The sequence below is a fragment of the Jeotgalibacillus terrae genome, from assembly GCF_016908195.1.
Classification (GTDB): Bacteria; Bacillota; Bacilli; order Bacillales; family Jeotgalibacillaceae; genus Jeotgalibacillus; species Jeotgalibacillus terrae.
This window is the reverse complement of the sequence record NZ_JAFBDK010000027.1, coordinates 1-24,274: the sequence shown is the minus strand read 5'-3', so window position 1 is coordinate 24,274 and position 24,274 is coordinate 1. Positions and strand designations below refer to the sequence as shown.

Annotated in this window: 25 protein-coding genes and 1 riboswitch; of the genes, 23 read left to right on the top strand and 2 right to left on the bottom strand. The window is 41.8% G+C overall.

What is annotated here, in order from left to right:
• Positions 1-56 precede the first annotated feature (56 nt).
• Together JOD21_RS17870 and JOD21_RS17865 are read left to right on the top strand one after the other, a co-directional pair.
• Positions 57-878, top strand: a complete 822-nt coding sequence (locus JOD21_RS17870) for an ABC transporter ATP-binding protein (RefSeq protein ID WP_204730875.1) — start codon at positions 57-59, stop codon at positions 876-878.
• Between the two features lie 99 nt (positions 879-977).
• On the top strand, positions 978-1,232 hold the full coding sequence (locus JOD21_RS17865) for a DUF2573 family protein (protein WP_204730874.1): 255 nt from the start codon (positions 978-980) through the stop codon (positions 1,230-1,232).
• 46 nt (positions 1,233-1,278) lie between these two features.
• Here the strand turns inward: JOD21_RS17865 and JOD21_RS17860 are convergent, their stop codons facing one another.
• Both JOD21_RS17860 and JOD21_RS17855 read right to left on the bottom strand, forming a co-directional pair.
• Entirely contained in the window at positions 1,279-1,569 is a 291-nt protein-coding gene (locus JOD21_RS17860) for a spore coat protein (RefSeq protein WP_204730873.1), read from the bottom strand.
• A 19-nt stretch (positions 1,570-1,588) separates the two neighbouring features.
• Positions 1,589-1,798, bottom strand: coding sequence for a hypothetical protein (locus tag JOD21_RS17855; protein ID WP_239581686.1), 210 nt, complete (start codon positions 1,796-1,798; stop codon positions 1,589-1,591).
• Between the two features lie 177 nt (positions 1,799-1,975).
• On the opposite strand from JOD21_RS17855, the gene JOD21_RS17850 reads away from it, so the two are divergent.
• The 21 genes from JOD21_RS17850 to JOD21_RS17750 all read left to right on the top strand — a co-directional run bounded on the left by JOD21_RS17850 (position 1,976) and on the right by JOD21_RS17750 (position 24,223).
• Positions 1,976-2,893, top strand: coding sequence for a proline dehydrogenase family protein (locus JOD21_RS17850; RefSeq protein ID WP_204730871.1), 918 nt, complete (start codon positions 1,976-1,978; stop codon positions 2,891-2,893).
• Between the two features lie 232 nt (positions 2,894-3,125).
• A complete protein-coding gene (locus tag JOD21_RS17845) occupies positions 3,126-5,504 on the top strand; it encodes a 3-hydroxyacyl-CoA dehydrogenase/enoyl-CoA hydratase family protein (protein WP_204730870.1) in 2,379 nt (792 codons plus the stop codon).
• Positions 5,505-5,633: 129 nt separating this feature from the next.
• Complete coding sequence (locus JOD21_RS17840) at positions 5,634-6,812, top strand: acetyl-CoA C-acetyltransferase (protein WP_204730869.1); 1,179 nt, start codon at positions 5,634-5,636, stop codon at positions 6,810-6,812.
• Between the two features lie 209 nt (positions 6,813-7,021).
• Entirely contained in the window at positions 7,022-8,806 is a 1,785-nt protein-coding gene (locus tag JOD21_RS17835; RefSeq protein WP_204730868.1) for an acyl-CoA dehydrogenase family protein, read from the top strand.
• A gap of 173 nt (positions 8,807-8,979) precedes the next feature.
• Complete coding sequence (locus JOD21_RS17830) at positions 8,980-9,750, top strand: SDR family NAD(P)-dependent oxidoreductase (RefSeq protein ID WP_204730867.1); 771 nt, start codon at positions 8,980-8,982, stop codon at positions 9,748-9,750.
• 25 nt (positions 9,751-9,775) lie between these two features.
• A complete protein-coding gene (locus tag JOD21_RS17825; protein ID WP_041123135.1) occupies positions 9,776-10,078 on the top strand; it encodes an ArsR/SmtB family transcription factor in 303 nt (100 codons plus the stop codon).
• 15 nt (positions 10,079-10,093) lie between these two features.
• Positions 10,094-10,453 (top strand): arsenate reductase family protein, encoded by a 360-nt coding sequence (locus JOD21_RS17820; protein ID WP_204730866.1) that lies wholly within the window; start codon positions 10,094-10,096, stop codon positions 10,451-10,453.
• An 84-nt stretch (positions 10,454-10,537) separates the two neighbouring features.
• Positions 10,538-10,921 (top strand): glycine cleavage system protein GcvH, encoded by a 384-nt coding sequence (gcvH, locus tag JOD21_RS17815; protein ID WP_204730865.1) that lies wholly within the window; start codon positions 10,538-10,540, stop codon positions 10,919-10,921.
• A 332-nt stretch (positions 10,922-11,253) separates the two neighbouring features.
• The gene (locus JOD21_RS17810; RefSeq protein ID WP_041123132.1) at positions 11,254-11,610 is read left to right on the top strand and encodes a toprim domain-containing protein; all 357 of its coding nucleotides are present in this window, start codon (positions 11,254-11,256) and stop codon (positions 11,608-11,610) included.
• Positions 11,610-11,939, top strand: a complete 330-nt coding sequence (locus tag JOD21_RS17805; protein WP_239581685.1) for a thioredoxin family protein — start codon at positions 11,610-11,612, stop codon at positions 11,937-11,939. Before JOD21_RS17810 ends, JOD21_RS17805 begins: the two co-directional genes overlap by 1 nt.
• Before the next feature lie 95 nt (positions 11,940-12,034).
• A riboswitch (SAM riboswitch) is annotated at positions 12,035-12,137 on the top strand.
• A 151-nt stretch (positions 12,138-12,288) separates the two neighbouring features.
• Entirely contained in the window at positions 12,289-13,314 is a 1,026-nt protein-coding gene (locus tag JOD21_RS17800; protein WP_204730864.1) for a methionine ABC transporter ATP-binding protein, read from the top strand.
• A complete protein-coding gene (locus JOD21_RS17795) occupies positions 13,307-13,975 on the top strand; it encodes a methionine ABC transporter permease (protein WP_204730863.1) in 669 nt (222 codons plus the stop codon). Before JOD21_RS17800 ends, JOD21_RS17795 begins: the two co-directional genes overlap by 8 nt.
• A 44-nt stretch (positions 13,976-14,019) precedes the next feature.
• Positions 14,020-14,871, top strand: coding sequence for a MetQ/NlpA family ABC transporter substrate-binding protein (locus JOD21_RS17790; protein WP_204730862.1), 852 nt, complete (start codon positions 14,020-14,022; stop codon positions 14,869-14,871).
• A gap of 408 nt (positions 14,872-15,279) precedes the next feature.
• On the top strand, positions 15,280-15,426 hold the full coding sequence (locus tag JOD21_RS17785; RefSeq protein ID WP_204730883.1) for a YuzK family famiily protein: 147 nt from the start codon (positions 15,280-15,282) through the stop codon (positions 15,424-15,426).
• Positions 15,427-15,595: 169 nt separating this feature from the next.
• Positions 15,596-16,378, top strand: a complete 783-nt coding sequence (sufC, locus tag JOD21_RS17780; protein WP_039810768.1) for a Fe-S cluster assembly ATPase SufC — start codon at positions 15,596-15,598, stop codon at positions 16,376-16,378.
• Between the two features lie 17 nt (positions 16,379-16,395).
• Positions 16,396-17,706 (top strand): Fe-S cluster assembly protein SufD, encoded by a 1,311-nt coding sequence (gene sufD / locus JOD21_RS17775; protein ID WP_204730861.1) that lies wholly within the window; start codon positions 16,396-16,398, stop codon positions 17,704-17,706.
• Positions 17,703-18,932: a cysteine desulfurase gene (locus JOD21_RS17770; protein ID WP_204730860.1), complete on the top strand. Its 1,230-nt coding sequence runs from the start codon at positions 17,703-17,705 to the stop codon at positions 18,930-18,932. The genes sufD and JOD21_RS17770 overlap by 4 nt, the downstream gene beginning before the upstream one ends.
• Positions 18,922-19,356, top strand: coding sequence for a Fe-S cluster assembly sulfur transfer protein SufU (gene sufU / locus JOD21_RS17765; RefSeq protein ID WP_204730859.1), 435 nt, complete (start codon positions 18,922-18,924; stop codon positions 19,354-19,356). Before JOD21_RS17770 ends, sufU begins: the two co-directional genes overlap by 11 nt.
• Positions 19,357-19,382: 26 nt before the next feature.
• On the top strand, positions 19,383-20,780 hold the full coding sequence (sufB, locus tag JOD21_RS17760; RefSeq protein WP_204730858.1) for a Fe-S cluster assembly protein SufB: 1,398 nt from the start codon (positions 19,383-19,385) through the stop codon (positions 20,778-20,780).
• Positions 20,781-21,354: 574 nt separating this feature from the next.
• A complete protein-coding gene (locus tag JOD21_RS17755; protein ID WP_204730857.1) occupies positions 21,355-22,620 on the top strand; it encodes a DNA methyltransferase in 1,266 nt (421 codons plus the stop codon).
• Between the two features lies 1 nt (position 22,621).
• Positions 22,622-24,223, top strand: a complete 1,602-nt coding sequence (locus JOD21_RS17750; protein ID WP_204730856.1) for an ATP-binding protein — start codon at positions 22,622-22,624, stop codon at positions 24,221-24,223.
• Positions 24,224-24,274 lie beyond the last annotated feature (51 nt).

Sequence of the window (24,274 nt, the reverse complement as noted above, 5' to 3'; positions counted from 1 at the left end):
CTGAAGATAACTCAGTTACAAAAGTCTGCGAAGGAAGCTAAAGGAGATCGGATTAGATGTTAAAAACTCAATCATTAACGCTTGGATATGGAGATTCCATTATTATAGAAGAGCTTGATCTGACAATTCCAAAAGGTGAAATTTCTGTTCTGATCGGCGGGAACGGCTGCGGCAAGTCAACACTGCTGCGTTCAATGGCCCGTCTGCTGAAACCGCATGACGGAGATGTACTGCTGAACGGAAAAGAGATTAATCAATATTCTTCGCGGAAAGTAGCGCAGGAAATGGCGATTTTACCACAGTCACCTGTTGCGCCTGAAGGTCTAACCGTACTTCAGCTTGTGAAGCAGGGAAGATATCCTTATCAGGGCTTCTTAAAACAGTGGTCTAAAAAAGATGAGGAAGCCGTTGAAAAAGCACTCGCTTCAACTGGCATGACAGAGCTTCAGGACAGATTCGTTGATGAACTCTCCGGTGGACAGCGCCAGCGCGCATGGATCGCTATGACACTTGCACAGGATACAGATCTTATCCTGCTTGATGAACCGACAACTTACCTGGATATGACACACCAGATTGAAATTCTGGATCTATTATTTGAATTAAATGAACGTGAAAACCGTACAATCGTGATGGTGCTTCATGATTTAAATCTTGCGTGCAGATACGCACATAATCTAATTGCTGTAAAAGACAGAAAAGTATTTCAGCAGGGTAAACCTGAAGAAGTGATCAGCTGTGATATGGTCAGACATGTTTTTGAAATGAACTGCCAGGTCACAACAGATCCTCTATTCGGGACACCTTTATGTATTCCGCATGGCAGAGGCCGATGCATCGTCCAGCAAACGAAAAAAACTGCAGATGCAGTCTCATAACCACAAAACCGTCTGCTGAAGGCGGTTTTTATATTTAATGACCGAAATTTGTAAATCATACGATTAACTACATAAAAACAGGGAAGGGATGTAAGTATAATGATGAATGAAAAAATGGACGCAATGGTTGAAAAATATGCAGAACTGCTTACAGGAGATACATCCGAGCAATCAATTGAAGAAATTAAAATGTATGTGCTATACAATCATATCGCAAAAACAATGCCGGCCCTTGCCCGTCACTGGAACAGTCTCTATCCTGAAGGGAAAGAAGAGATGAAGCGCATTGTTCGGGATATCCAGCAGAAAAACAAAGCAGTCAGAGAAGAAAAGAAAGAAGACGATAACAGCTGAATAATAAAAGCCGAAAAGTCACTGGACTTTTCGGCTTTTATCTCCATTAATGAACCGGAAGCTGGCTTTTATCTGTCTGAGCCTGACTGGCAGCCTGCTGAATATTGGCAGGTGTCTCCTGGGCGGGTGAGTACCAGTTTTGCTGCTGCATGAATGAAAACAGGTTGTGCTGCTGTCTGCCTGTCTCATCGTGAAGCGATTGCAGGAATTGAAATAACTGATTTGTACTTGCTTCGTTGGCTGCTACGCTGTAGCTGAGCGTCATATGTTTTTCCAGTATAAGAAGATCAGTTGCCCAGTCTTTGTCTGACATCGTGGTTTGCTGAATGTTCTGCATATGAATTCCTCCTTACTGATTATTGGACCTGCTGCTGACCTGATAGAAAAGCAGATGTTTTTTCATAGTGATTCTTATGTGTTGTACAGCATGTTTCAAGAATTGATTTCAGCTGAGGATTCGTGCACTGGGAAGCCGCAAAATGAGCTTTCTTTGAAGCCAGCAGATTCCATTCAAGCACATCCTTCAGATAAAGAAGATCCTTTGTCGACAGTTGTTGCTGCATCATAATTTTCGCCTCCTTTTTCATCCTGATTACTATGTGCAGGAATTGGAAAGATTATGCGTCGATTTTTGTATTCAAATGAAACTTGTCATGATAAGATTATGCTAGTCCGCTAAAGGATTTCTTATTTTAGAAAAATAGAAAGCGGTTACAAATTTTTGATTCAGGGGGTTTGTCATCATGGAAAAAGTGATGCGTGATTTCTTTTTATTTTTATCTTCGAACAAGCCAATGACAAAGGCAGCCAAACAGTATGGTTTAAAGTTTGGTGCGAACAGGTTTGTAGCGGGTGAAACAGTTGAACAGGCAGTGAAGACAATCAAAGAACTGAATGATGAAGGGCTTTGTGTCACACTTGATTGCCTTGGTGAGTTTGTGGATAACGAGCAGGAGGCAGGAGAAATCACTGACCTATGCATTGATGCAGTCCGCGCGATCGGACTCAATAACCTTGATTCAGAGCTTTCATTAAAATTGACATCACTCGGACTCGATCTGTCTGAAGAGATCGTCCTTGAAAATATGAGAAGAATCCTGGATGCGGCGACTGAACATAACGTATTTGTCACAATTGATATGGAAGATTACGAGCGCTGCGGCAAAACACTTGCAGTCTTTACACAGCTCAAATCGGAATACAATAATATCGGAACAGTCATTCAGGCTTACCTTTACCGGACTGAAGAGGATATCAAGATGCTCAATGAGTATTCTCCTAACCTCCGACTTGTAAAAGGAGCGTATAAGGAATCACCGGAAGTCGCATTCCCTGAAAAAAGAGATGTGGATGAAAACTTCAAAAAAATTATTAAGATGCACTTATTGAACGGGAACTATACAGCAGTTGCCACACACGATGATGCAATCATCGACTATACATTAAAGCTGGTTGAAGAACATGGAATCTCAAAGGATCAATTTGAATTTCAGATGCTTTATGGTATCCGTGAAGAGCGCCAGAGAGAGCTTCACAAGCAGGGCTATAAAATGCGCGTGTACACGCCATTTGGCACTGACTGGTACGGTTATTTCATGCGCCGCCTGGCAGAACGTCCACAGAATGTGGCTTTTGTTGCTAAAGGGATTATCAGCAAATAACGTGCTGAAGACTGGGACAAATTTGTCTCAGTCTTTTCTTTTGAAGCAGGTTCTTTGAGTTGTAATCAAACTTTCAAAAATTCATATGAAAGCGCTTATAATTTTCTGTTGCTTTATTCTGAAAACTTTATTAAGATAGAAATGTAGAGAATTTTCTTATATTTTTTTGCCGTAAAATGAATGAGTATTCATTCAAAAAACGGATTCAGTTTAAAAGGGGGATCTTTAACAGATGAGACACATTCAAAAAGCAGCAGTGATCGGCTCTGGTGTTATGGGCTCAGGCATTGCAGCCCACCTTGCAAATATCGGTATCCCGTCACTCCTACTGGACATCGTGCCAAGTGAATTGACAGAAGCAGAGCAGGCGAAAGGGCTGACACTTGAAAGCCCGCAGGTCAGAAATCGCCTGAGCCAGGGAGCTGTTCAGAAATTATTCAAACAAAAACCCGCACCACTTTCTTCAAAGTCTAATGCAGCACTCATTACAGCCGGAAATCTTGACGATCATATGGAACAGCTGGCAGAAGCTGACTGGATTATTGAAGTGGTTGTTGAAAACCTCGACGTGAAAAAGAAGGTATTTGAAAAAGTAGATCAATATAGAAAGCCTGGCAGCATTGTCAGCTCGAATACATCAGGTATTTCAATAGAAGCAATGACGGAAGGAAGATCTGAGGATTTCCAAAAGCATTTCCTAGGCACACATTTCTTTAACCCGCCTCGTTACCTGAAATTACTTGAGGTCATCCCGGCGCAGTCAACAGATCCGGAAGTTGTTCAGTTCATGAAAACATTTGGAGAAGATACGCTTGGCAAAGGAGTTGTTTTCGCAAAGGATACACCGAACTTTATCGCCAACAGAATCGGTACTTACGGTCTGTTAGTCACAGTGAAAGAAATGCTAAAAGGCGGTTACAGTGTCGGCGAAGTTGATTCTGTCACAGGGCCACTGATCGGACGCCCGAAAAGTGCAACGTTTAGAACGCTTGATGTTGTTGGACTCGATACTTTCATCCACGTGGCAAAAAACGTATATGACCAGGTTGACGGTCAGGAAAAAGAAGTATTCGAAGTACCGGACTTCATGCTGAAAATGCGTGATAACGGCTGGCTTGGAAGTAAGTCAGGCCAGGGATTCTTTAAAAAAGAAGGAAAAGCAATCCTTCAGTTAAACCCTGAAACACTCGAATATGAAGAGCGCGGCAAATTAAAAGCAGCATCTGTTGAAATGGCGAAGCAGGAAAAAGGCTTCTCAGGAAAAATGAAGACGCTTGTGTATGGAAAAGACCGTGCTTCTGAGCTGCTCTGGTCAATTCTTGCACCGGTACTAGTTTATTCAGCTGAGCTGACAGGTGAGATCGCGGACAATATTACAGATATTGATCAGGCGATGAAATGGGGCTTTGGCTGGGATAAAGGACCATTTGAAACATGGGATGCAATCGGCGTAGCGAAATCAGTTGAGCGCATGAAAGCTGAAGGGTACACCGTACCTGAATGGGTTGAAAAAATGATTGCAGATGGCCATGACTCATTTTATAAAGAAGAAAATGGTGATCAGTTCTTCTATCATAACGGAGAATATCAGCCTGTCGAAGTAAATGAGAAAGTCATTAACCTGAAGCGTCTGAAGAAAAAGAACGGTGTAATCAAGAAGAACGCAGGTGCAAGCCTGATCGATCTTGGTGACGGCGTCGCGCTGCTTGAATTTACATCACCTAACAATGCGATTGGTATGGATATTACCCAGATGATCAATTTTGCTGTAGATGAAGTGTCTAAAAATTATAAAGGGCTTGTGATCGGTAACCAGGGTAAAAACTTCTGTGTCGGTGCAAACCTTGCGATGATTCTGATGGAAGCGCAGGACGACAATATTTTTGAAATCGATATGGTCGTCAAACACTTCCAGCAGGCAATGATGAAGCTGAAATACAGCTCATTCCCGGTTGTTGCAGCACCATTTGGCATGACGCTTGGCGGCGGAACAGAAGTCTGTCTGCCGGCTGACCATATCCAGGCTTCAGCTGAAACGTATATGGGACTTGTTGAAGTTGGTGTCGGGCTGATCCCTGGTGGCGGCGGGAACAAAGAGCTTTACCTGAACTACTATAACAGCCTGCCAAAAGGTGTGGACTTCGACCTTCAGAAGGTAGCTAACAAAGTGTTTGAAACGATCGCAATGGCGAAAGTGTCAACATCAGCTGCTGAAGCAAGAGACAATAATTTCCTTAGTGCATCAGACGGAATCAGCGTTAACGGTGATCACCTGATCTATGATGCAAAACAGGCAGTTCTTCACCTGGCTGAAAACTATTCAGCTCCTGTGAAAAGAAAGGTGCCTGTTACAGGTGAACCTGGATATGCAACACTGCTGCTCGGTGCACAGTCTATGTATCAGTCAGGTTTCATTTCTGAACATGATTTAAAAATTGCGAAGAAACTCGCTTATGTCATTGCAGGCGGAAAAGTTCCATACAGCACAGAAGTAGACGAAGAATACCTGCTTCAGCTTGAAAGAGAAGCATTCCTGAGCCTGATCGAACAGCCGAAATCACAACAGCGTATGCAGCACATGCTTGTAAAAGGAAAGCCGCTGCGCAACTAATTTTTAGATTATTAAACGTTGAAGATCTGACTTTATATCAGCAACTTTACATTTTAAATATTCATCCAGTCGAACGGAGCGCAGTTCGACGGTCTAATCAGATCATTCTAGCATTAAAGGGGGAGCACAATGCGTGAAGCAGTAATTGTTGCCGGAGCAAGAACTCCGGTCGGTAAAGCAAAAAAAGGATCACTTGCTCATGTACGCCCGGATGACCTCGGCGCACTGGCAGTTAGAGAAACATTAAAGCGTGCAGGAAACTATGACGGTGAAATTGATGACCTGATTTTCGGATGTGCAATGCCTGAAGCAGAACAGGGTATGAACATGGCCCGTAATATCGGTGCACTTGCAGGTCTGAATTACACAGTCCCGGCGATCACAATTAACCGCTACTGTTCATCAGGACTGCAGTCAATCGCTTACGGTGCAGAGCGCATCATGCTCGGTCATGCTGACACAATCATTGCAGGTGGGGCAGAGTCAATGAGCCTTGTCCCGATGATGGGTCACACAGTCCGTCCAAATTCAATTATTGCTGAAGACATGCCTGAATACTATATGAGCATGGGTCACACAGCAGAAGAAGTAGCAAAAAAATACGGCATCTCACGTGAAGACCAGGATGCATTCGCAGTCAGAAGTCACCAGAAGGCTGCAAAAGCAGTACATGGCGGTGTGTTTGACGAAGAAATCGTTCCGGTTGAAGTCACACGCCGTACAGTAGGAAAAGATCATAAAATGAAAGAAGAAACATTCACTTTCTCAAGAGATGAAGGTGTACGTCCTGATTCATCAGTTGAGTCTTTGGCTAAGCTTCGTCCGGCCTTCTCAACTACCGGTTCAGTAACAGCGGGTAACGCTTCACAGACAAGTGACGGCGCAGCTGCACTGATGGTGATGGAACGCGAAAAAGCAGAAGCTCTTGGATTGAAGCCGATCGCAAAATTCCGTTCATTCGCTGTTGGCGGTGTACCACCTGAAATCATGGGTGTCGGACCTGTAGAAGCGATTCCAAAAGCACTGAAGCTTGCAGGACTTTCGCTTTCTGATATTGATCTGTTCGAACTGAATGAAGCCTTTGCTTCACAGTCAATTCAGGTCATCAGACAGCTTGGACTGAATGAAGAGATTGTAAATGTAAACGGCGGTGCGATTGCACTTGGCCACCCGCTTGGCTGTACAGGTGCAAAGCTGACGCTGTCACTGCTGCATGAACTAAAGCGTAGACAGCAGCAATTCGGCGTTGTCACGATGTGTATCGGCGGCGGTATGGGCGCAGCCGGCGTCTTCGAAATGATTAATTAATGATATTTTGATAGCTTGTCATAACCTTTAGTCAGTTAAATTCAGCTGTGACTGGAGCGGAAGGTGGCGACTCCAGCAGGAGAAGTCGGACAGGTGAGACCCCGCAGAGCGAAGCTCGAGGAGGCTCACCGCCGGCCCTGCGGAAAGCGTCCGCCTGGAGCGAAAGGAGCAGCGTTCATAAAGCAAAACAAACAAAGGAGGAATTTTTCATGTCAAACGAAACAAAAGCATTGGTAAAAGGCGGCAGCTTTCTAATTGAGGATGTTGAAGCGGCAAACGTATTCACACCGGAGGATTATACAGACGAACAGAAAATGATTGCCAAAACAACTGAAGACTATGTGATCAACGAAGTCGTTCCTGAAGTAGAGCACATTGAAAATCATGAATTTGACCGTTCAGTTAAGCTGCTGAAAAAAGCAGGGGATCTTGGTCTTCTTGGTGCAGACGTGCCTGAAGAGTACGGCGGCCTTGGACTTGATAAGGTCAGCTCAGCGCTTATTGCTGAAAAAATGTCACGCGCGGGCGGTTTCTCAATCACTCACGGTGCACACGTTGGAATCGGGTCTCTGCCAATCGTTCTTTTCGGTAACGAAGATCAGAAGCAGAAGTATCTGCCACTGCTTGCTACAGGTGAGAAAATTGCAGCTTATGCACTGACTGAGCCGGGTTCAGGTTCTGATGCACTTGGTGCGAAAACAACTGCTAAGTTAAATGAAGCTGGTACTCACTATGTGTTAAATGGTGAAAAGCAGTGGATCACAAACGCAGGTTTCGCTGACGTATTTGTTGTCTATGCAAAAATCGACGGCGAGCATTTCTCTACTTTTATCGTAGAACGCGATTTTAATGGCGTATCAGTCGGTGCTGAAGAGAAGAAGATGGGTATTAAGAGTTCTTCAACTCGTACGCTGATTCTTGAAGATGCTGAAGTACCTATTGAAAACCTTCTTGGTGAAGCAGGCAAGGGTCACGTGATCGCCTTTAACATCCTGAACATTGGTCGTTATAAGCTTGGAGTAGGTACTGTTGGAGCTTCAAAGCGTGCACTTGAGCTTGCAGTGAAGTACACAAACGAGCGTAAGCAGTTTAATACACCTATCTCAAGTTTTAACCTGACAAAAGAAAAGCTTGCGACAATGGGTGCTAAACTTTATGCAACAGAAAGTTCAGTATACCGTACAGTTGGGCTGTTCGAAGACCGTATGAGCCAGCTGTCTGATGAAGAAATTAAAGACGGTAAAGAAGTGGCAAAATCAATTGCTGAATACGCAATCGAATGTTCACTGAACAAAGTATTCGGTACAGAATCGCTTGATTACATTGCGGATGAGGCAGTACAGCTTCACGGCGGTTACGGTTTTATGCAGGAATATGAAGTAGAGCGTATCTACCGCGATTCACGTATCAACCGTATCTTTGAAGGAACAAATGAAATTAACCGTCTGTTAGTGCCTGGCACATACCTGCGTAAAGCAATGAAAGGTGAACTGCCGCTTCTTCAGAAAGCTCAGGCGCTTCAGGAAGAATTAATGTCAATGATGCCTGAAGAGATCAGTGACGAGCCGTTGAAGCAGGAAGAATATCTTGTGAAAAACGCGAAAAAAATCGGTTTACTTGCTGCCGGTCTTGCAGCTCAGAAATACGGCAAAGCACTTGAAGCAGAGCAGGAAGTTCTTGTGAATATTGCTGATATCGTTTCACTTGCCTATGCGATGGAATCTTCACTGCTCCGTACGCAAAAAGCAGTTGAAAAGTCAGGCCTTGAAAAGAACCAGCAGAAAGTTCTTTATACACAGATCTTCTGTCAGGAAGCTTTCAATGAAATTGAACAGCATGCAAAAGAAACACTGATTGCTGCTGAAAGCGGAGATTCACTTCGCATGATGCTTTCTGCACTGCGCAAGTTCACGCGTTTCACACCGGTTAACCTGATCCCGGTTAAGCGTGAAGCAGCAGCTAAGCTGATCGACGCTGAAAAGTTTGTCGTGTGAAGTTAATAAATAAGTCACAGCCAATGCTAAGAGCTTAAACAATATGCAAAGGAGCCGTCTGACAATCAGGCGGTTCTTTTTTTATGAGTGAGCATTTCAAATTGACATTCCAAAGACAACCCTTTACTATATGTTCAAACGTTTAAACATATAAACAGAAAGGGTGTTTTATTATGAATGTATTAATCACAGGTGCATCAGGCGGGATTGGGAAAGAGTTTGCAAAGCTGTATGCTGAGAATGGTTATAATCTGATTCTCGCGGCGAGAAGTGAGGATAAGCTGAAAGGTCTGGCAGCAGAACTGGCTGATAAATACACGATTCAGGTGAATGTTTTTAAGAGTGATCTGTCCAAATCAGGTTCTGCGCAAAAGCTTTATGATGAGATAACAGCTCAGGATTTGTCTGTAGATATCCTGATCAACAATGCCGGCGTTGGATTGTTCGGTGAATTTCATAAGACAGATCTCCAAAAAGAGCAGGAGATGATTCAGCTGAATATCACATCTCTGACTGAACTGACAAAGTTATTCGGTATAAAAATGGTTGATGCAGGCCAGGGGAAAATCCTGAATGTTGCTTCAACAGCAGCCTTTTTTCCGGGACCGCTGATGGCTGTTTATTATGCTTCGAAGGCATATGTTAAATCGTTGACAGAAGCGCTCGATAATGAATGGGCAGACCATGGTGTGCAGGTGTCAGGACTGTATCCGGGACCTACGAGCACCGGATTTAAAGATCAGGCTGAACTCAATGATTCAAAACTGTTTAAAGGCGGAACGATGAAACCGCAGGCAGTTGCTAAAATTGCATATATCGAATTCATGAATGGTAAAAAACAGATTATCCCGGGTGGTATGAATAAGCTTCAGTCGCGGGCGAGCCGTCTGATTTCAAGGTCAGCTGCAGCAGGGATTGTGAGAAAAACGCAGGAGCGGGTATAATAGTTGCAGAATCGAGGTGACACCAATGGGGGAGCAGGCAGAAAAAGCATTCCGCGATTGCATTCCATTATTCCAGGCATTAAGTGATCCGTATCGGCAGGATATTGTGCTGATGCTTTCAGATACAGATTCCATGACAGTCAATGAACTGACAGAAAAACTTCCATTATCACGCCCGGCTGTGTCTCACCATTTGAAAATCCTGAGAGAACAGGGTATTTTGAAAATGGAGCAGTTTGGCACGCAGCGGAACTACTCGCTTGCGCTTGAAGGAGCGCTCGCACAATTAAAGCATTTGATTATTACAGTTGAAGATCGCTGTTATTAAAAGGAGGAATTGAACATGGCAATTACTTTTTACACATACCCAAAATGCGGCACCTGCCGTAAAGCAAAAAAATGGCTTGATCAGCAGGAGGTTTCTTACGAGGAAATTCACCTGATTGACTCACCGCCTTCAAAAGAAGAGCTGGAGGCGCTACATAAAAAAAGCGGCCTTGAGCTGAAAAAGTTCTTTAACACAAGCGGCGTAAAGTACCGCGAGCTGGGTCTGAAAGATAAACTTCCGGAAATGTCAGATGATGAAAAGCTCGAACTGCTTGCTTCAGACGGTAAGCTGATCAAGCGTCCACTGACGACTGATGGTGAAAATGTAACGGTTGGATTTAAGGAACCTGAATTTGAAGAAAAATGGCTGGGCTAATTCGTAAACAATTCTTGTTTTCAGGCACCTGTTATGCCAATATGAAGTAGTATAGTAATCAATTCGTATGCGGAGGGAAAGTACATGAGTTCACCAAAAGAATTGCGTTATTCAGAAGAGCACGAATGGGTAAAAGTTGAAGACGGTAAAGCACGAATCGGAATCACTGAGTTCGCACAATCTGAACTTGGCGATATCGTATTCGTTGAGCTTCCAGAAGTTGGAGACGAGCTTAAATCAGACGAGCCATTTGGCAGCGTTGAGTCTGTAAAAACGGTATCAGAGCTTTATGCACCAGTCAGCGGTAAAGTTGTAGAGGTTAATGAAGACCTTGAAGACAGCCCTGAGTACGTAAACGAATCACCATATGAAAAAGCATGGATGGTCGTCGTTGAACTTTCTGATGAGTCAGAGGTTGATGAACTGATGGATGCTGAAGCATATGACAAAATGACTGACGAAGACTGATTCTTGTGCCGTTCACCTTTTTGGTGGGCGGTTTTTTAGTTGGGAATTTGTGATTGGCCAGCTGCTGGAATTTTGTTTTGGTTGTTGTGTTTTCTGATCTGGCTGCTGTGTTCGGCCCGCTAACTGTCTGATACACCCGGACTGACTGCTGTAAAACGTCCGCTGGCTGCAGTGAGAACCGCATTGACTGCTGTGAGAACTCAATCGTCCGCATCCGGGCAGGAATTTCGAATCTCATTTACTTGCATTTCCAAAGCGTACAGGCGACAATTAAATCAGCAGCATACCATGTTAGAAAGCCGTGAGATCCTTAGGTGAGGGTGTGATGGAAAATGGAGTGCAAGAAGGTTATTATTGTTGAGGGGAAGTCTGATAAACGGAAAGTACAGCCGATCATCAGAGAACCCGTAGATATCATTTGTACAAACGGCACAATCAGCCTGACAAAGATGGATGAATTGATTGATGAATTGTATGAAAAAGATGTGTATGTACTTGTAGATGCTGATGATGCTGGAGAGAAACTCCGTAAACAGTTCAAAAGAGAAATGCCTGAAGCGGATCACCTGTATATTGACAGAGCTTACAGGGAAGTTGCAACAGCGCCAGAGCAGCATCTTGCAGTTATACTTGCAGGTGCAAATATAGATATCTACACAGAGTTTCTTGAAAAAAGGATGAATCTTTAATGATAAAAGAATGGACGATCAAAGACCTCGATCAAAGACTTGAATCAGGTAAACAATCAGCCATGTATCTGTACACACCGATGTGCGGAACGTGTAAGCTGGCCGGTAAAATGCTCGAAGTCACAGCAGCAGCTGTAACAGATACGGATATCGGAAAAGCGGACCTGAATTATGTAGAGCCGCTGGCAGAAAGGTATAAAATTGAAAGCGTACCATGTCTGCTGCTTTTTAAGGATGGGCAGATGGTTGAAAAAATCTATAAATTCGAATCAGTGCCGACAATCTTTGAGGCATTTGGACAGCTGTCCCAGGAACCTGCACAAAAGTAAATGTGCAATTTTGAAAAAAATTCGTTGACAGTAAATTTAAGATCATGATACGATTTGTCTCGTACTCTTAATGACTACTAACTTAATACGCAAAACTCTTATCAAGAGCGGCGGAGGGAAGTGCCCTATGAAGCCCGGCAACCGACAGTTTACTGGAAAGGTGCCAAGTCACACAGGTTAACACCTGGCAGATGAGAGAAAGCCGTTTAATTTTGGACGCCTTTCTGCTCATCACGCAGAAAGGCGTTTTGTATTTCACATAAAAGGTATCCCGCCTCAAAACAGTGGCACTTTTCCATTCTGCCACTTTAACGGGATAATAAGTTAATTTACGAAAGTAGGTGATGGTATGATAACCATCTCAGATGTAAAAAAAGTATTCAAAACAAAAACCGGCTCGCTGACGGCAGTCGATAAAGTCAATTTAAAAATAAAAGAAGGCGAGATCTTCGGTGTGATCGGATACAGCGGCGCCGGTAAAAGTACGCTGATCCGGATGCTGAACGGTCTTGAGCAGCCGTCAGAAGGAAAAGTAGATATTAATGGCAAACTGATCTCGTCCATTAAAGGCGGCGACTTAAGAAAAGCAAGACAGAAAATCAGTATGATCTTCCAGCATTTCAATCTGCTCTGGTCACGGACTGTGAGTGAAAACATTTCTTTCCCTCTTGAAATTGCCGGTGTCCCAAAACAGGAACGGCAGAAGAGAGTAAATGAACTGATTGAACTGGTTGGTCTTGAAGGACGTGGCGATGCTTATCCGGCTCAGCTCAGCGGTGGTCAGAAGCAGAGAGTAGGGATTGCAAGAGCACTTGCAAATGACCCTGAAGTGCTGCTTTGTGACGAGGCAACGTCAGCACTTGATCCTCAGACAACTGATTCAATCCTTGAACTGCTTGTTGATATCAACAAGCGCCTTGGTCTGACAATCGTGCTGATCACACACGAAATGCACGTGATCAGGAAGATCTGTCACCGCGTTGCTGTGATGGAAGGCGGGAAGGTTGTTGAACTTGGCAATGTTCTTGATGTATTCAAACAGCCGAAAGAAAATATTACAAAACGTTTTGTCCAACAGGTGACTGAGCCTGAAGAAACGAAAGATACGATTGAGCATCTGCTGAATGAATATCAGGATGGCAGGGTCATCAAGCTGACATTCGTTGGAGAATCAGCTGAGCAGCCGGTCGTTACGAATCTAATCCGTTCATTTGACCTTCAGGTGAACATTCTGCAGGGGAAAATTTCACAGACTCAAAACGGGGCTTACGGTTCACTCTTTATTCATTTACACGGTAAGCAAGATGAACTTGACCGTGCGATTGAATTCCTGGAAGCAGCAAGTGTTGGTGTGGAGGTGATCACACATGATTGAGCAGATTTTTCCTAATGTTGAATGGCCGATGATGTGGGAAGCCACATATGAAACCATTTATATGACACTTATTTCAGTCGTGATCACATTTATTTTAGGTATCGCACTCGGACTTCTATTATTTCTCACTTCTAAAGGAAACCTTTGGGAAAACAAGATTGTGTATGCCATTACAACAGCGGTCGTAAATATTTTCAGGTCGATTCCATTTATCATCCTGATTGTTCTGCTGATTCCATTTACCAGGACTCTTCTCGGTACAATACGGGGAGCAGACGCCGCGTTACCTGCACTGATCATTGGAGCGGCACCGTTTTATGCAAGAATGGTTGAAATTGCACTGCGAGAAATTGATAAAGGTGTTATTGAGGCCGCACGTTCAATGGGTGCAAAAGTAAGTACGATCGTATTTAAGGTATTGATTCCTGAATCAATGCCCGCTCTTATTTCAGGTATTACAGTGACAGCGATCGCGCTGGTTGGTTACACGGCAATGGCCGGTGTAATCGGAGCAGGCGGACTCGGCAACCTGGCCTTCCTTGATGGATTCCAGCGGAGCAGAGATGACGTGACGCTCGCAGCAACGATTATTATCCTGATCATTGTATTCATCATTCAATTTATCGGAGATTTCTTTACCAACAAACTGGATAAACGCTAATTTTAGCTCACTATATCAAACACATTTAAAGGAGAGAATCACACATGAAAAAATTCGTAGCAGGAACATTCGCAGTAACAAGTATCTTCGCATTAGCCGCTTGCGGTTCAGATAGTGCAGATGAAGGAATCGGATCAGGAGAAGACGGCGAACCGATTGAACTGACTGTAGGTGCATCTAATGTACCGCACGCAGAAATCCTTGAGCAGGCTCAGCCGATTCTTGAAGAAGAAGGCGTGGATCTTAAGATTGAGACCTACCAGGATTATATCCTGCCTAATATGGACCTTGATGCAGGTGAAATTGATGCGAACTATTTCCAGCACATTCCTTATCTTGAGTCTCAAATTGCAGATCCTGAAACAGATTTTGATTTTGTTAATGCTGGCGGTATCCACATCGAACCGATTGGTGTCTATTCTCAGGAGCACGAATCGCTCGAGGATCTTCCTGACGGCGCTGAGATCCTGATGAGTAATTCAGTAGCTGACCATGGCCGTATTCTGACAATGCTTGAAGCACAAGGTCTGATCACACTTGATCCTGATGTTGAAAAGACAGAAGCAGAAGTATCAGACATTGTAGAAAACCCTAAAAACCTTCAGTTCGAAGCTGATTATGAAGCAGCACTTCTTGTTCAGCTTTATGAAAATGGAGAAGGAGACGCTGTTCTGATTAACTCTAACTATGCAATTGATGCAGGAATCAACCCGCTTGAAGATTCAATCGCACTTGAGGATTCAGATTCACCATATGTGAATGTCATTGCGGTAAACAGCGGTGATGAAGAGAATGAAGCGGTTCAGAAGCTTGTTGAAGTATTAACTTCTGAAGAGATTCAGGACTTCATCCTTGAAGAATGGGGCGGCGCAGTCGTTCCTGTAGATGGTGAATAATATAGTAGGAAGCTGCTCAGTCTAAGACTGGGCAGTTTTTTTGATGGGGGCGGAGGACTTGGTTGTAGTGTTAGGGCCGCAGGTGTTGTGTTTTCGCGCTCAGCCGCAAAGAAGCACGATTTGAATGTAGTGATCACATCATCAGGATGCTGCAGCCTCCAAAAAAAATTTAAAAATTTTCATCCCTTGATACAAAAACAATGTAAACCCTTACACTCCTTTAATGAATATTTGTAATAGTGAAAAAATTATGATAGGGTGTTTATTAAGTTTTCTAGCGGGTAATACACCAACTAGCAAACAGTTTTAGAAAAAATCTGGAAGCTAAGTCACGGACAAAAAACCGAAAAGGAATGATTCATTATCCATCCGATTAAAGTTGATTTTACAACTGACATGGAGAAGCAGATGCTAAGTTCGCACGGAGTTGGTTACGAGACGTATATGAGAGATCACAATGTGCGTATGAATGTGGAAATGAAACGTGAAGAAGAGTACAAAAAGTCACAGGACTTAGTCCAGGAACTTGAAGGTAAAGTCATCAATCATTTATAATAGTAGAGAAGTGAAAAAGTCAGTGTATCCTACACTGACTTTTTTGATTGTAAAGGCAAGGGTCAACGTCATTTGATTCTAGTTTTAATTTGTTATAAGATTAGAATGAGAATAAATTGAGAATGGTTCTTCCATTTCAAATTCACATACAAACGGAGGTAATTAGACAATGGCTTCAACTTTAGTAATTAAAGATCTGCACGTTGAGATCGAAGGCAAAGAAATTTTAAAAGGTGTAAACCTTGAATTAGATAGCGGTAAGATTCACGTTATTATGGGACCTAACGGAACAGGTAAATCAACGCTTGCTTCTGCAATTATGGGACACCCTAAGTTCGAAGTAACAAAAGGTGAAGTACTCCTCAACGGTGAGAACGTGCTTGAGATGGAAGTGGACGAGCGCGCACTTGCAGGATTATTCCTTGCAATGCAGTACCCAAGTGAGATCACTGGTGTGACAAACGCAGACTTCCTTCGTTCTGCAATCAATGCACGCCGTGAAGAAGGCCAGGAGATTTCTCTGATGAAATTCATCAAAGAACTTGATAAAAACATGGACTTCCTTGAAATGGATCAGAATATGGCACAGCGTTACCTGAATGAAGGTTTCTCAGGCGGTGAGAAGAAGCGTAACGAAATTCTTCAGCTGATGATGATCAAGCCTGAATTCGGTATTCTTGATGAGATTGACTCCGGTCTTGATATTGATGCACTTAAAGTTGTATCAAAAGGAATCAATCAGATGCGCAGCGAAGATTTCGGCTGCCTGATTATCACTCACTATCAGCGTCTTCTAAACTACATTGAGCCTGATTTCGTACACGTTATGATGCAGGGCCGCGTAGTGAAGTCTGGCGGACCTGAGCTTGCACAGCGCCTTGAAAGTGAAGGGTATGACTGGATCAAGCAGGAGCTTGGTATTGAAGACGAAACTGTAGGACAAGAAGCGTAACTGATAGGAGGATGAATATGACGACACAAATGAAATTGCCGGTTGATCAGCAAGCGGTGCAGGCTTTCTCAGAAAAGAACGGCGAGCCTGGCTGGCTGTCGTCCCTTCGATTGGACGCACTTGCGAAAGCAGAAGAGCTGCCATTGCCGAAGCCGGATAAAACGAGAATTGATAAATGGAATTTCACACAGTTTGCAAGCCATACTGTAGACAGCGAAGTGTATGCTTCACTTGAAGACCTTCCTGAAACAGTAAAATCACTTGTAGATGCTGATAAGCAGGAAAACCTGTATATTCAGCGCAATAACACACCAGCTTACCTAAAGCTGTCTGACAGCCTTAAGAGTAAAGGTGTTATTTTCACAGATATTTTAACTGCAGCGAAGGAACACCCTGAGCTTGTAGAACAATATTTCATGAAGGATGCAGTTCAGGTGGACGAGCATAAGCTGACTGCACTTCATGCAGCACTTGTGAACGGAGGAGCTTTCCTTTATGTTCCGAAGAATGTAGAACTTGAAGAGCCGATTCAGGCAGTTTACGTTCATGATAATGCTGAAGCAGCACTGTTCAACCACGTACTTGTGGTAGCAGAAGAAAATTCTTCAGTCACGTATGTAGAGTCTTACCTGGCTACTGAAGGTGCCGGTGAGTCACTTGCAAACATTATTACTGAAGTCGTGGCAAAAGATAACGCGCGCGTTGTATACGGTGCAGTTGATAACCTTTCTGAAGGTACAACAACGTATGTAAACCGCCGCGGGACTGCTGCACGCGATGCTAAAATCGAGTGGGCGCTTGGGATGATGAATGATGGAGATACAATCTCTGAAAACATCACGCACCTGATCGGTGATAATTCTCATGGCGATACAAAGATGGTTGTTGTAGGCCGCGGGAAACAAAAACAGAACTTTACAACGAATATCAGGCACTGGGGTAAAAACTCAGAAGGTTATATCTTAAAGCACGGCGTAATGAAAGACGCTGCATCATCAATCTTTAACGGAATCGGTAAGATTGAACATGGTGCAACAAAAGCAAACGCTGAGCAGGAATCACGTGTGCTGATGTTAAGCGAGAAAGCACGCGGCGACGCTAACCCGATTCTTCTGATTGATGAAGATGATGTAACAGCAGGTCACGCAGCTTCTGTTGGACGTGTTGATCCGATGCAGCTGTTCTATCTGATGAGCCGCGGTATCTCCCAGCAGGAAGCAGAACGTCTTGTAATCCATGGATTCCTTGCACCTGTTGTAACCAAACTTCCAATCGAAGGGGTTAAGCAGCAGCTTACAGAGGTTATTGAAAGGAAAGTGAATGTATGAATATTCAAGAGATCCGCAGACAGTTTCCAATATTGGACCAGGAAGTAAATGGTCAGCCGCTCGTCTATCTGGACAGCGCAGCTACTTCTCAAAAACCGCTGTCTGTGATCCGGGCGCTTGACGAGTACTATAAAGGGTACAACTCAAACGTGCACCGCGGTGTACACACGCTTGGAACCCGTGCGACAGACGGGTATGAAGGAGCTCGAGAAAAAGTTCGTAAATTCATTAATGCCGCATCATCTGAAGAAGTCATCTTCATGCGCGGTACCACAACAGCGATTAATACAGTGGCACAAAGCTATGGTGCAGACAATGTGAAAGAAGGCGATGAGATCGTCATCACACATATGGAGCACCACAGCAACATTATCCCGTGGCAGCAGCTGGCGAAAAGAACCGGTGCAACACTGAAGTACGTACCGCTTCAGGAAGACGGCACACTGTCACTTGATGATGTTCGCGAGACGATTACTGCTAATACAAAGATCGTTTCAATCATGATGGTGTCAAATGTTCTTGGTACAATGAACCCGATTAAAGAAATCACACAGATTGCCCATGAACATGGTGCAGTGATGATGGTGGATGGTGCACAGGCTGCGCCGCATATGAAGGTTGACGTACAGGACCTTGACTGTGACTTCTTTGCATTCTCAGGTCACAAAATGGCCGGTCCGACCGGTATTGGCGTGCTTTACGGTAAGAAAAAGCATCTGAATGCAATGGAGCCGGTTGAATTCGGCGGTGAGATGATTGATTTTGTGGGGCTTCAGGATTCCACATGGAAAGAGCTTCCGTGGAAATTTGAGGGCGGCACACCGATCATTGCAGGCGCGATCGGTCTTGGTGCAGCAATTGATTTTCTAAATGAAATCGGACTCGATGAAATTGAAAAGTATGAGCACCATCTTGCTGCGTATGCGATGGAGAAAATGTCTGAGATCGACGGTTTAACGATATACGGACCTAAAGATCCAGGACAGCGCGCAGGACTTGTGACATTCAATCTTGACGATGTTCACCCACATGATCTCGCTACAGTGCTTGATGCAGACGGTATTGCGATCCGTGCAGGTCATCACTGTGCACAGCCTTTGATGAAATGGCTGGACGTATCTTCAACTGCACGTGCGAGCTTCTACCTGTATAATACAGAAGAAGATATCGACCGTTTAGTGAATGGACTCGTTAAAACAAAGGAGTATTTCAGCGATGTCTTTTAATAACTTAGATCAGCTGTATCGTCAGGTGATTATGGATCACTATAAAAACCCGCGTAACAAAGGTGAGATTGAAGACAGCGTGACTGTCGATATGAACAATCCAACCTGCGGTGACAGAATCCACTTAACACTTGATGTACAGGATGGAATTGTAAAAGAAGCAAAGTTCGATGGTGAAGGGTGCTCAATCTCAATGGCGTCTGCCTCTATGATGACACAGGTCATCAAGGGTAAACCGGTTGATGAAGCACTGAAATATTCTCAAATCTTTTCAGATATGATGCTTGGCAAAGAATACGATGATTCAGTTGACCTTGGTGATATTGAAGCACTGCAGGGAGTGGCAAAATTCCCTGCCCGTATCAAATGTGCAACACTTTCCTGGAAAGCAATGGAGAAGGGGATTGACCAGCAGTCTGAGTAACTGCAAACAAAGAAGGAGGAATCATCATGGCGAAGAAAATGCCCGAAGTTGGCGATTATAAGTATGGCTTCCATGATAAAGACGTATCGATTTTCCGTTCAAAGCGTGGTCTGACGCGTGAAATCGTGGAAGAAATTTCCCGCATGAAAGAAGAGCCTGAGTGGATGCTGAACTACCGTCTGAAGGCGCTTGAGCAATTCTACAATATGCCAATGCCTCAGTGGGGCGGCGACTTAAGTGGATTGAACTTTGATGAAATTACGTACTACGTAAAGCCATCAGAGAAAAGCGAGCGCAGCTGGGACGAGGTTCCGGAAGAAATCAAGCGTACATTCGATAAGCTTGGTATTCCTGAAGCTGAGCAGAAGTATCTTGCAGGTGTATCTGCACAGTATGAATCAGAAGTTGTATACCACAACATGAAAGAAGATCTTGAAGACATGGGTATCGTCTTCAAGGATACTGATTCAGCGCTTAAAGAAAACGAAGAGCTTTTCAAAAAGCACTGGGGAACAGTTATTCCTTCTAGTGATAACAAGTTCTCAGCACTGAACTCAGCAGTATGGTCAGGTGGATCATTCATTTACGTTCCAAAAGGCGTAAAGGTTGATACACCACTACAGGCGTACTTCCGAATCAACTCTGAAAACATGGGTCAGTTCGAGCGTACACTGATCATTGCTGATGAAGGTTCAAGCGTACACTATGTTGAGGGTTGTACAGCACCTGTTTATACAACGAACTCTCTTCACAGTGCCGTTGTTGAAATCATTATCAAAAAAGACGCTTACTGCCGTTACACAACGATTCAGAACTGGGCGAATAACGTATTCAACCTGGTAACGAAGCGTGCAGTATGTGATGCAAATGCAACAATGGAATGGGTAGATGGAAACATCGGCTCGAAGCTGACAATGAAATATCCTGCAGTGATCCTTCGCGGTGAAGGTGCACGTGGTATGACACTGTCAATCGCACTTGCAGGTAAAGGTCAGCACCAGGATGCAGGAGCTAAAATGCACCACTTAGCACCAAACACATCATCAACAATCGTATCGAAATCAATCTCAAAACAAGGCGGTAAAGTAACATACCGCGGAATCGTACACTTTGGACGTAAAGCCCACGGTGCACGTTCTAACATTGAGTGTGATACGCTGATTATGGATAACGAATCAACATCTGATACAATTCCATACAACGAAATTCTGAATGACAACATTTCACTTGAGCACGAAGCAAAAGTGTCTAAGGTTTCTGAAGAGCAGCTATTCTATCTGATGAGCCGCGGAATTTCTGAAGAAGAAGCAACTGAAATGATCGTAATGGGCTTCATTGAGCCATTCACGAAAGAGCTTCCGATGGAATATGCAGTAGAGATGAACCGTCTGATTAAGTTCGAGATGGAAGGTTCAATCGGCTAATAAGCTAAACTTTTTATTTATAAAGTGCTAAAATTTAATTAAGTACGAGGGTTTTGAATCATGTTGTTTGTAACGATTTAGATTATTTTTTATTTCAGGAGGCGAACTTTTCTAGTTCGTCTTCTTTTTTTAATTAAGTCAAATAAAGTGCTGTAGATAATATTTTTCTTGTGATCGATCCTTTCTTTTAAATATTTCGGTTGTATCTGAAGTATTACGGCATATTTATTTCAGAATACATGAACGCCATTAGACGATATATACACGCGGTTCTAATGGCTTTTAATTATTTCTAACACTACAAAAATAAAGCTAAATGGTAACCCAAAAGAGAATAAATATTTGATAGAGATATTTATCAATATTCAGTTCATTTTTGTTAATAGGGTATAAACATCTAATAATATAGTATAAAATGTATATATTAGAACTTTAGTTTAAACTAACAATGAATCTAGCTGGTTTCAATTTAACATCAATATTTACTAAATATTAATTGATATTTTTTATTTACTTATCAGTATTATCATGTGATATAGTTCATGAAAAAAGTACTAAAGTAGGGGTTTTTAATTTGACAACTTTACAAGATAAACTTAATAGTTATGGTGATGGTTATTGGGATTTTCAAAAGGAAAAAAGAGCTGGAGTTCATGAAATAGCAACTTATCCAGCGATGATGGTTGCTCCTATGCAACATAAAATAATAGGAGATATTATTAAATTAGAAAAAAACATAGATAACATTTTTGATCCCTTTCACGGATCAGGAACAACTCTAGTAGAAGGTAAGAAATTTAATTTGAATTTAATAGGAATTGATATAAATCCTTTGGCTAATATTATCACTACCGTAAAAATAAATGGTGTTAACACAGATACTATTTATAATAGTATTGAAGATTTAATATACAATTTTAGAAAATTGAAAAATGATATTACAGCATGTCATTACTTCCCAAAAATATCCAAGTGGTTTCGCGAAGATGTAATTTCAGATCTCACAGTGATAAGACAAGCAATAATTTTAGAAAAGAACAGAAAGAATCGATTATACTTTTGGGTATGTTTATCAGATTTAATACGTAAGTACAGTAATACCAGAAGTTCGACTTTTAAATTGCATATAAAAGAAGAAGAAAAAATAATAAGTATGGAAAATAACGTTTTTAATGACTTTATAATACTCATTAAAGAAAAACATTTACACTTAGATTCAAACTATGAGAAAAAACAATCAATAACTCAAGGTGACTCTAACATTGAAATGGAAAAAATGAAGAGTAATAGCGTTGATTTGATTTGTACTTCACCACCCTATGGAGACAATGGAACTACCGTTACTTATGGTCAATATTCAATACTGAGTCTTTTGTGGATGGACAGACAAGATATAAGTGTCAATAATGAAGAACTGATTAGTAATTTTTCTGCTATCGATAGTCAGAGTTTAGGAGGTAGGCTGAAAAATAGTAAAGTGAGAGAGGAAATACCTGCACTTGAAGAAATACTAACTAAAATTAGTAACCAAAAAAAGAAAAAAGTTAATAGCTTTTTTTCGGATTATTTTTTGTCATTAAGTCATATGATTAGAATACTAAAACCAAATTCTCTTATGGTACTAACTTTAGGTAATAGAAGAGTGGATAATGTGGAAATAAGACTTGATAAGATTACAAGCGACTATTGTGAACTCAAAGGTTTAAAGGTTGAAGCGACATTTAATAGAGCTATACCAAGAAAAAGAATGCCTCGTAAGATTTCCAATATAAAAAGTCATGGTGCAGTTTCATCAATGAATAATGAAACTGTATTAATATTAAGAAAAGGGGAGAATTAAAATGCCTGTTCTAGGGGTAGAACTACCTAAAGAAGAAATTTTAAATACATTAGGAAATGTATCTAGTCCACTCGTAGTTCTTTCGGAATTAGTAAAAAATGGTGTTGATGCTAATGCGAAATCAGTAACTATACATATAAACTCAAGCTCTAATCAAATTAAATTAATAGATTCTGGAGATGGTTTTTCAATAGAGGCTATAAAAGAAATAGGTAAGGCTGCATCTTCTCAAAAAAAGAGAGTTACTTTAACAAATGAAGAAGGGTTGATGATTTTAGGTAGTAAGGGTCTTGCTTTATTTTCCATATTTTCTTTAGGTGACTCCGCAAAGATTAAAACAAAAAATAAAAATGATGAAACATACTTAATTAAATGGGATAAAGATAATATAAATCCTATATATGAGTTAATTGAGGATAATAATTTTACACAAGGCACAGAGATCACAATTAGTGGTATAAGTGATCATGATATGTATTTACTTAATTCTGATAAAGAATTAGAAAAATTTAAACACATCTCAATGATTAATTTTAAATTAAATTCTAATATTCCTAAGATAACTATTGTTAAAGATGCAGAAAAAGTTGATTTAGAAGTAGAAAATATTGAAAACATGAAAAATGATTTTGATGCAAGTGTTCAATTTGATTACAATCAAAAAGAGAATATCCTTAGTTTTCAATACTTGGTCAATGACTCAAGAATAAAAAAAGAGAAGATATATATAGATTTATCTAAGAATATTGATAGAAAAGCTATTCTTGAGGAAGAATATTTATTTAAACCGTGGAGTTTATCATTTGATGACTATCTTACAGGTGGATTGATTGATGATGAATCTATTATGATCCCAGATTTTAGTGGAACATGGTATGTTAAAAGTAAGCAAAAAACTAATGATATGAAGAAATTTGGTCATGGAATTAAATTGTATGTTAATAATTTTGCTTTATATAATTTCTTGAATGTAAACAATGACTGGTTGCAACTTACAAATATTAGTCAAAGAAAAAAAGCAAATAGCTACAAGCAACATAATGTTTTCGGTTACCTGAACTTTCCTAATTTCAATGATCTAGAAGAAGGATTAAAGATTTCCAATGAACGTGGAGGTTTTATCGAAAACATTAATTACCACAAATTTTTAGGTGTAATATATGATTATGTTGTATATTTTGTGACAAATATAGATATGGCTATAAATCCGAATAATAGAGGTAAGGCTTTTGAAGCTTTCAAAAAAGAGCAAGAAGGACCAGAGCCAGAGCCAGGACCAGAGCCAGGACCAGAGCCAGGACCAGAGCCAGGACCAGAGCCAGGACCAGAGCCAGGACCAGAGCCAGGACCAGAGCCAGGACCAAAGCCAGGACCAGAGCCAGGACCAAAGCCAGGACCAGAATCCGACAGACAAGATGAGCCAAGTGAGCAGGATTCTTCTGAAGAGATGTTAAAGGTAAATAATTTAGAGATAATGAGTGGTCAGCAAGTCTATTTAAAAGATCCTACGATCATTAACCATAGTCTTGCAATTGATAAAATAGTTGCTCAGGATAAAAGTGACTACAGCCAAGGGATAGATCCAGTGTTGCCATCTTTTTGACCCACCAATGACATCCATTTGATCCACCGTTGCCATACGAGATCCACATAA

Bases quoted from the DNA above. Each gene is read 5' to 3' on its own strand.
- JOD21_RS17870 (WP_204730875.1), top strand. From the start codon at position 57: ATGTTAAAAACTCAATCATTAACGCTTGGATATGGAGATTCCATTATT.
- JOD21_RS17865 (WP_204730874.1), top strand. From the start codon at position 978: ATGATGAATGAAAAAATGGACGCAATGGTTGAAAAATATGCAGAACTG.
- JOD21_RS17860 (WP_204730873.1), bottom strand. From the start codon at position 1,569: ATGCAGAACATTCAGCAAACCACGATGTCAGACAAAGACTGGGCAACT.
- JOD21_RS17855 (WP_239581686.1), bottom strand. From the start codon at position 1,798: ATGATGCAGCAACAACTGTCGACAAAGGATCTTCTTTATCTGAAGGAT.
- JOD21_RS17850 (WP_204730871.1), top strand. From the start codon at position 1,976: ATGGAAAAAGTGATGCGTGATTTCTTTTTATTTTTATCTTCGAACAAG.
- JOD21_RS17845 (WP_204730870.1), top strand. From the start codon at position 3,126: ATGAGACACATTCAAAAAGCAGCAGTGATCGGCTCTGGTGTTATGGGC.
- JOD21_RS17840 (WP_204730869.1), top strand. From the start codon at position 5,634: ATGCGTGAAGCAGTAATTGTTGCCGGAGCAAGAACTCCGGTCGGTAAA.
- JOD21_RS17835 (WP_204730868.1), top strand. From the start codon at position 7,022: ATGTCAAACGAAACAAAAGCATTGGTAAAAGGCGGCAGCTTTCTAATT.
- JOD21_RS17830 (WP_204730867.1), top strand. From the start codon at position 8,980: ATGAATGTATTAATCACAGGTGCATCAGGCGGGATTGGGAAAGAGTTT.
- JOD21_RS17825 (WP_041123135.1), top strand. From the start codon at position 9,776: ATGGGGGAGCAGGCAGAAAAAGCATTCCGCGATTGCATTCCATTATTC.
- JOD21_RS17820 (WP_204730866.1), top strand. From the start codon at position 10,094: ATGGCAATTACTTTTTACACATACCCAAAATGCGGCACCTGCCGTAAA.
- gcvH (WP_204730865.1), top strand. From the start codon at position 10,538: ATGAGTTCACCAAAAGAATTGCGTTATTCAGAAGAGCACGAATGGGTA.
- JOD21_RS17810 (WP_041123132.1), top strand. From the start codon at position 11,254: ATGGAGTGCAAGAAGGTTATTATTGTTGAGGGGAAGTCTGATAAACGG.
- JOD21_RS17805 (WP_239581685.1), top strand. From the start codon at position 11,610: ATGATAAAAGAATGGACGATCAAAGACCTCGATCAAAGACTTGAATCA.
- JOD21_RS17800 (WP_204730864.1), top strand. From the start codon at position 12,289: ATGATAACCATCTCAGATGTAAAAAAAGTATTCAAAACAAAAACCGGC.
- JOD21_RS17795 (WP_204730863.1), top strand. From the start codon at position 13,307: ATGATTGAGCAGATTTTTCCTAATGTTGAATGGCCGATGATGTGGGAA.
- JOD21_RS17790 (WP_204730862.1), top strand. From the start codon at position 14,020: ATGAAAAAATTCGTAGCAGGAACATTCGCAGTAACAAGTATCTTCGCA.
- JOD21_RS17785 (WP_204730883.1), top strand. From the start codon at position 15,280: ATGCTAAGTTCGCACGGAGTTGGTTACGAGACGTATATGAGAGATCAC.
- sufC (WP_039810768.1), top strand. From the start codon at position 15,596: ATGGCTTCAACTTTAGTAATTAAAGATCTGCACGTTGAGATCGAAGGC.
- sufD (WP_204730861.1), top strand. From the start codon at position 16,396: ATGACGACACAAATGAAATTGCCGGTTGATCAGCAAGCGGTGCAGGCT.
- JOD21_RS17770 (WP_204730860.1), top strand. From the start codon at position 17,703: ATGAATATTCAAGAGATCCGCAGACAGTTTCCAATATTGGACCAGGAA.
- sufU (WP_204730859.1), top strand. From the start codon at position 18,922: ATGTCTTTTAATAACTTAGATCAGCTGTATCGTCAGGTGATTATGGAT.
- sufB (WP_204730858.1), top strand. From the start codon at position 19,383: ATGGCGAAGAAAATGCCCGAAGTTGGCGATTATAAGTATGGCTTCCAT.
- JOD21_RS17750 (WP_204730856.1), top strand. From the start codon at position 22,622: ATGCCTGTTCTAGGGGTAGAACTACCTAAAGAAGAAATTTTAAATACA.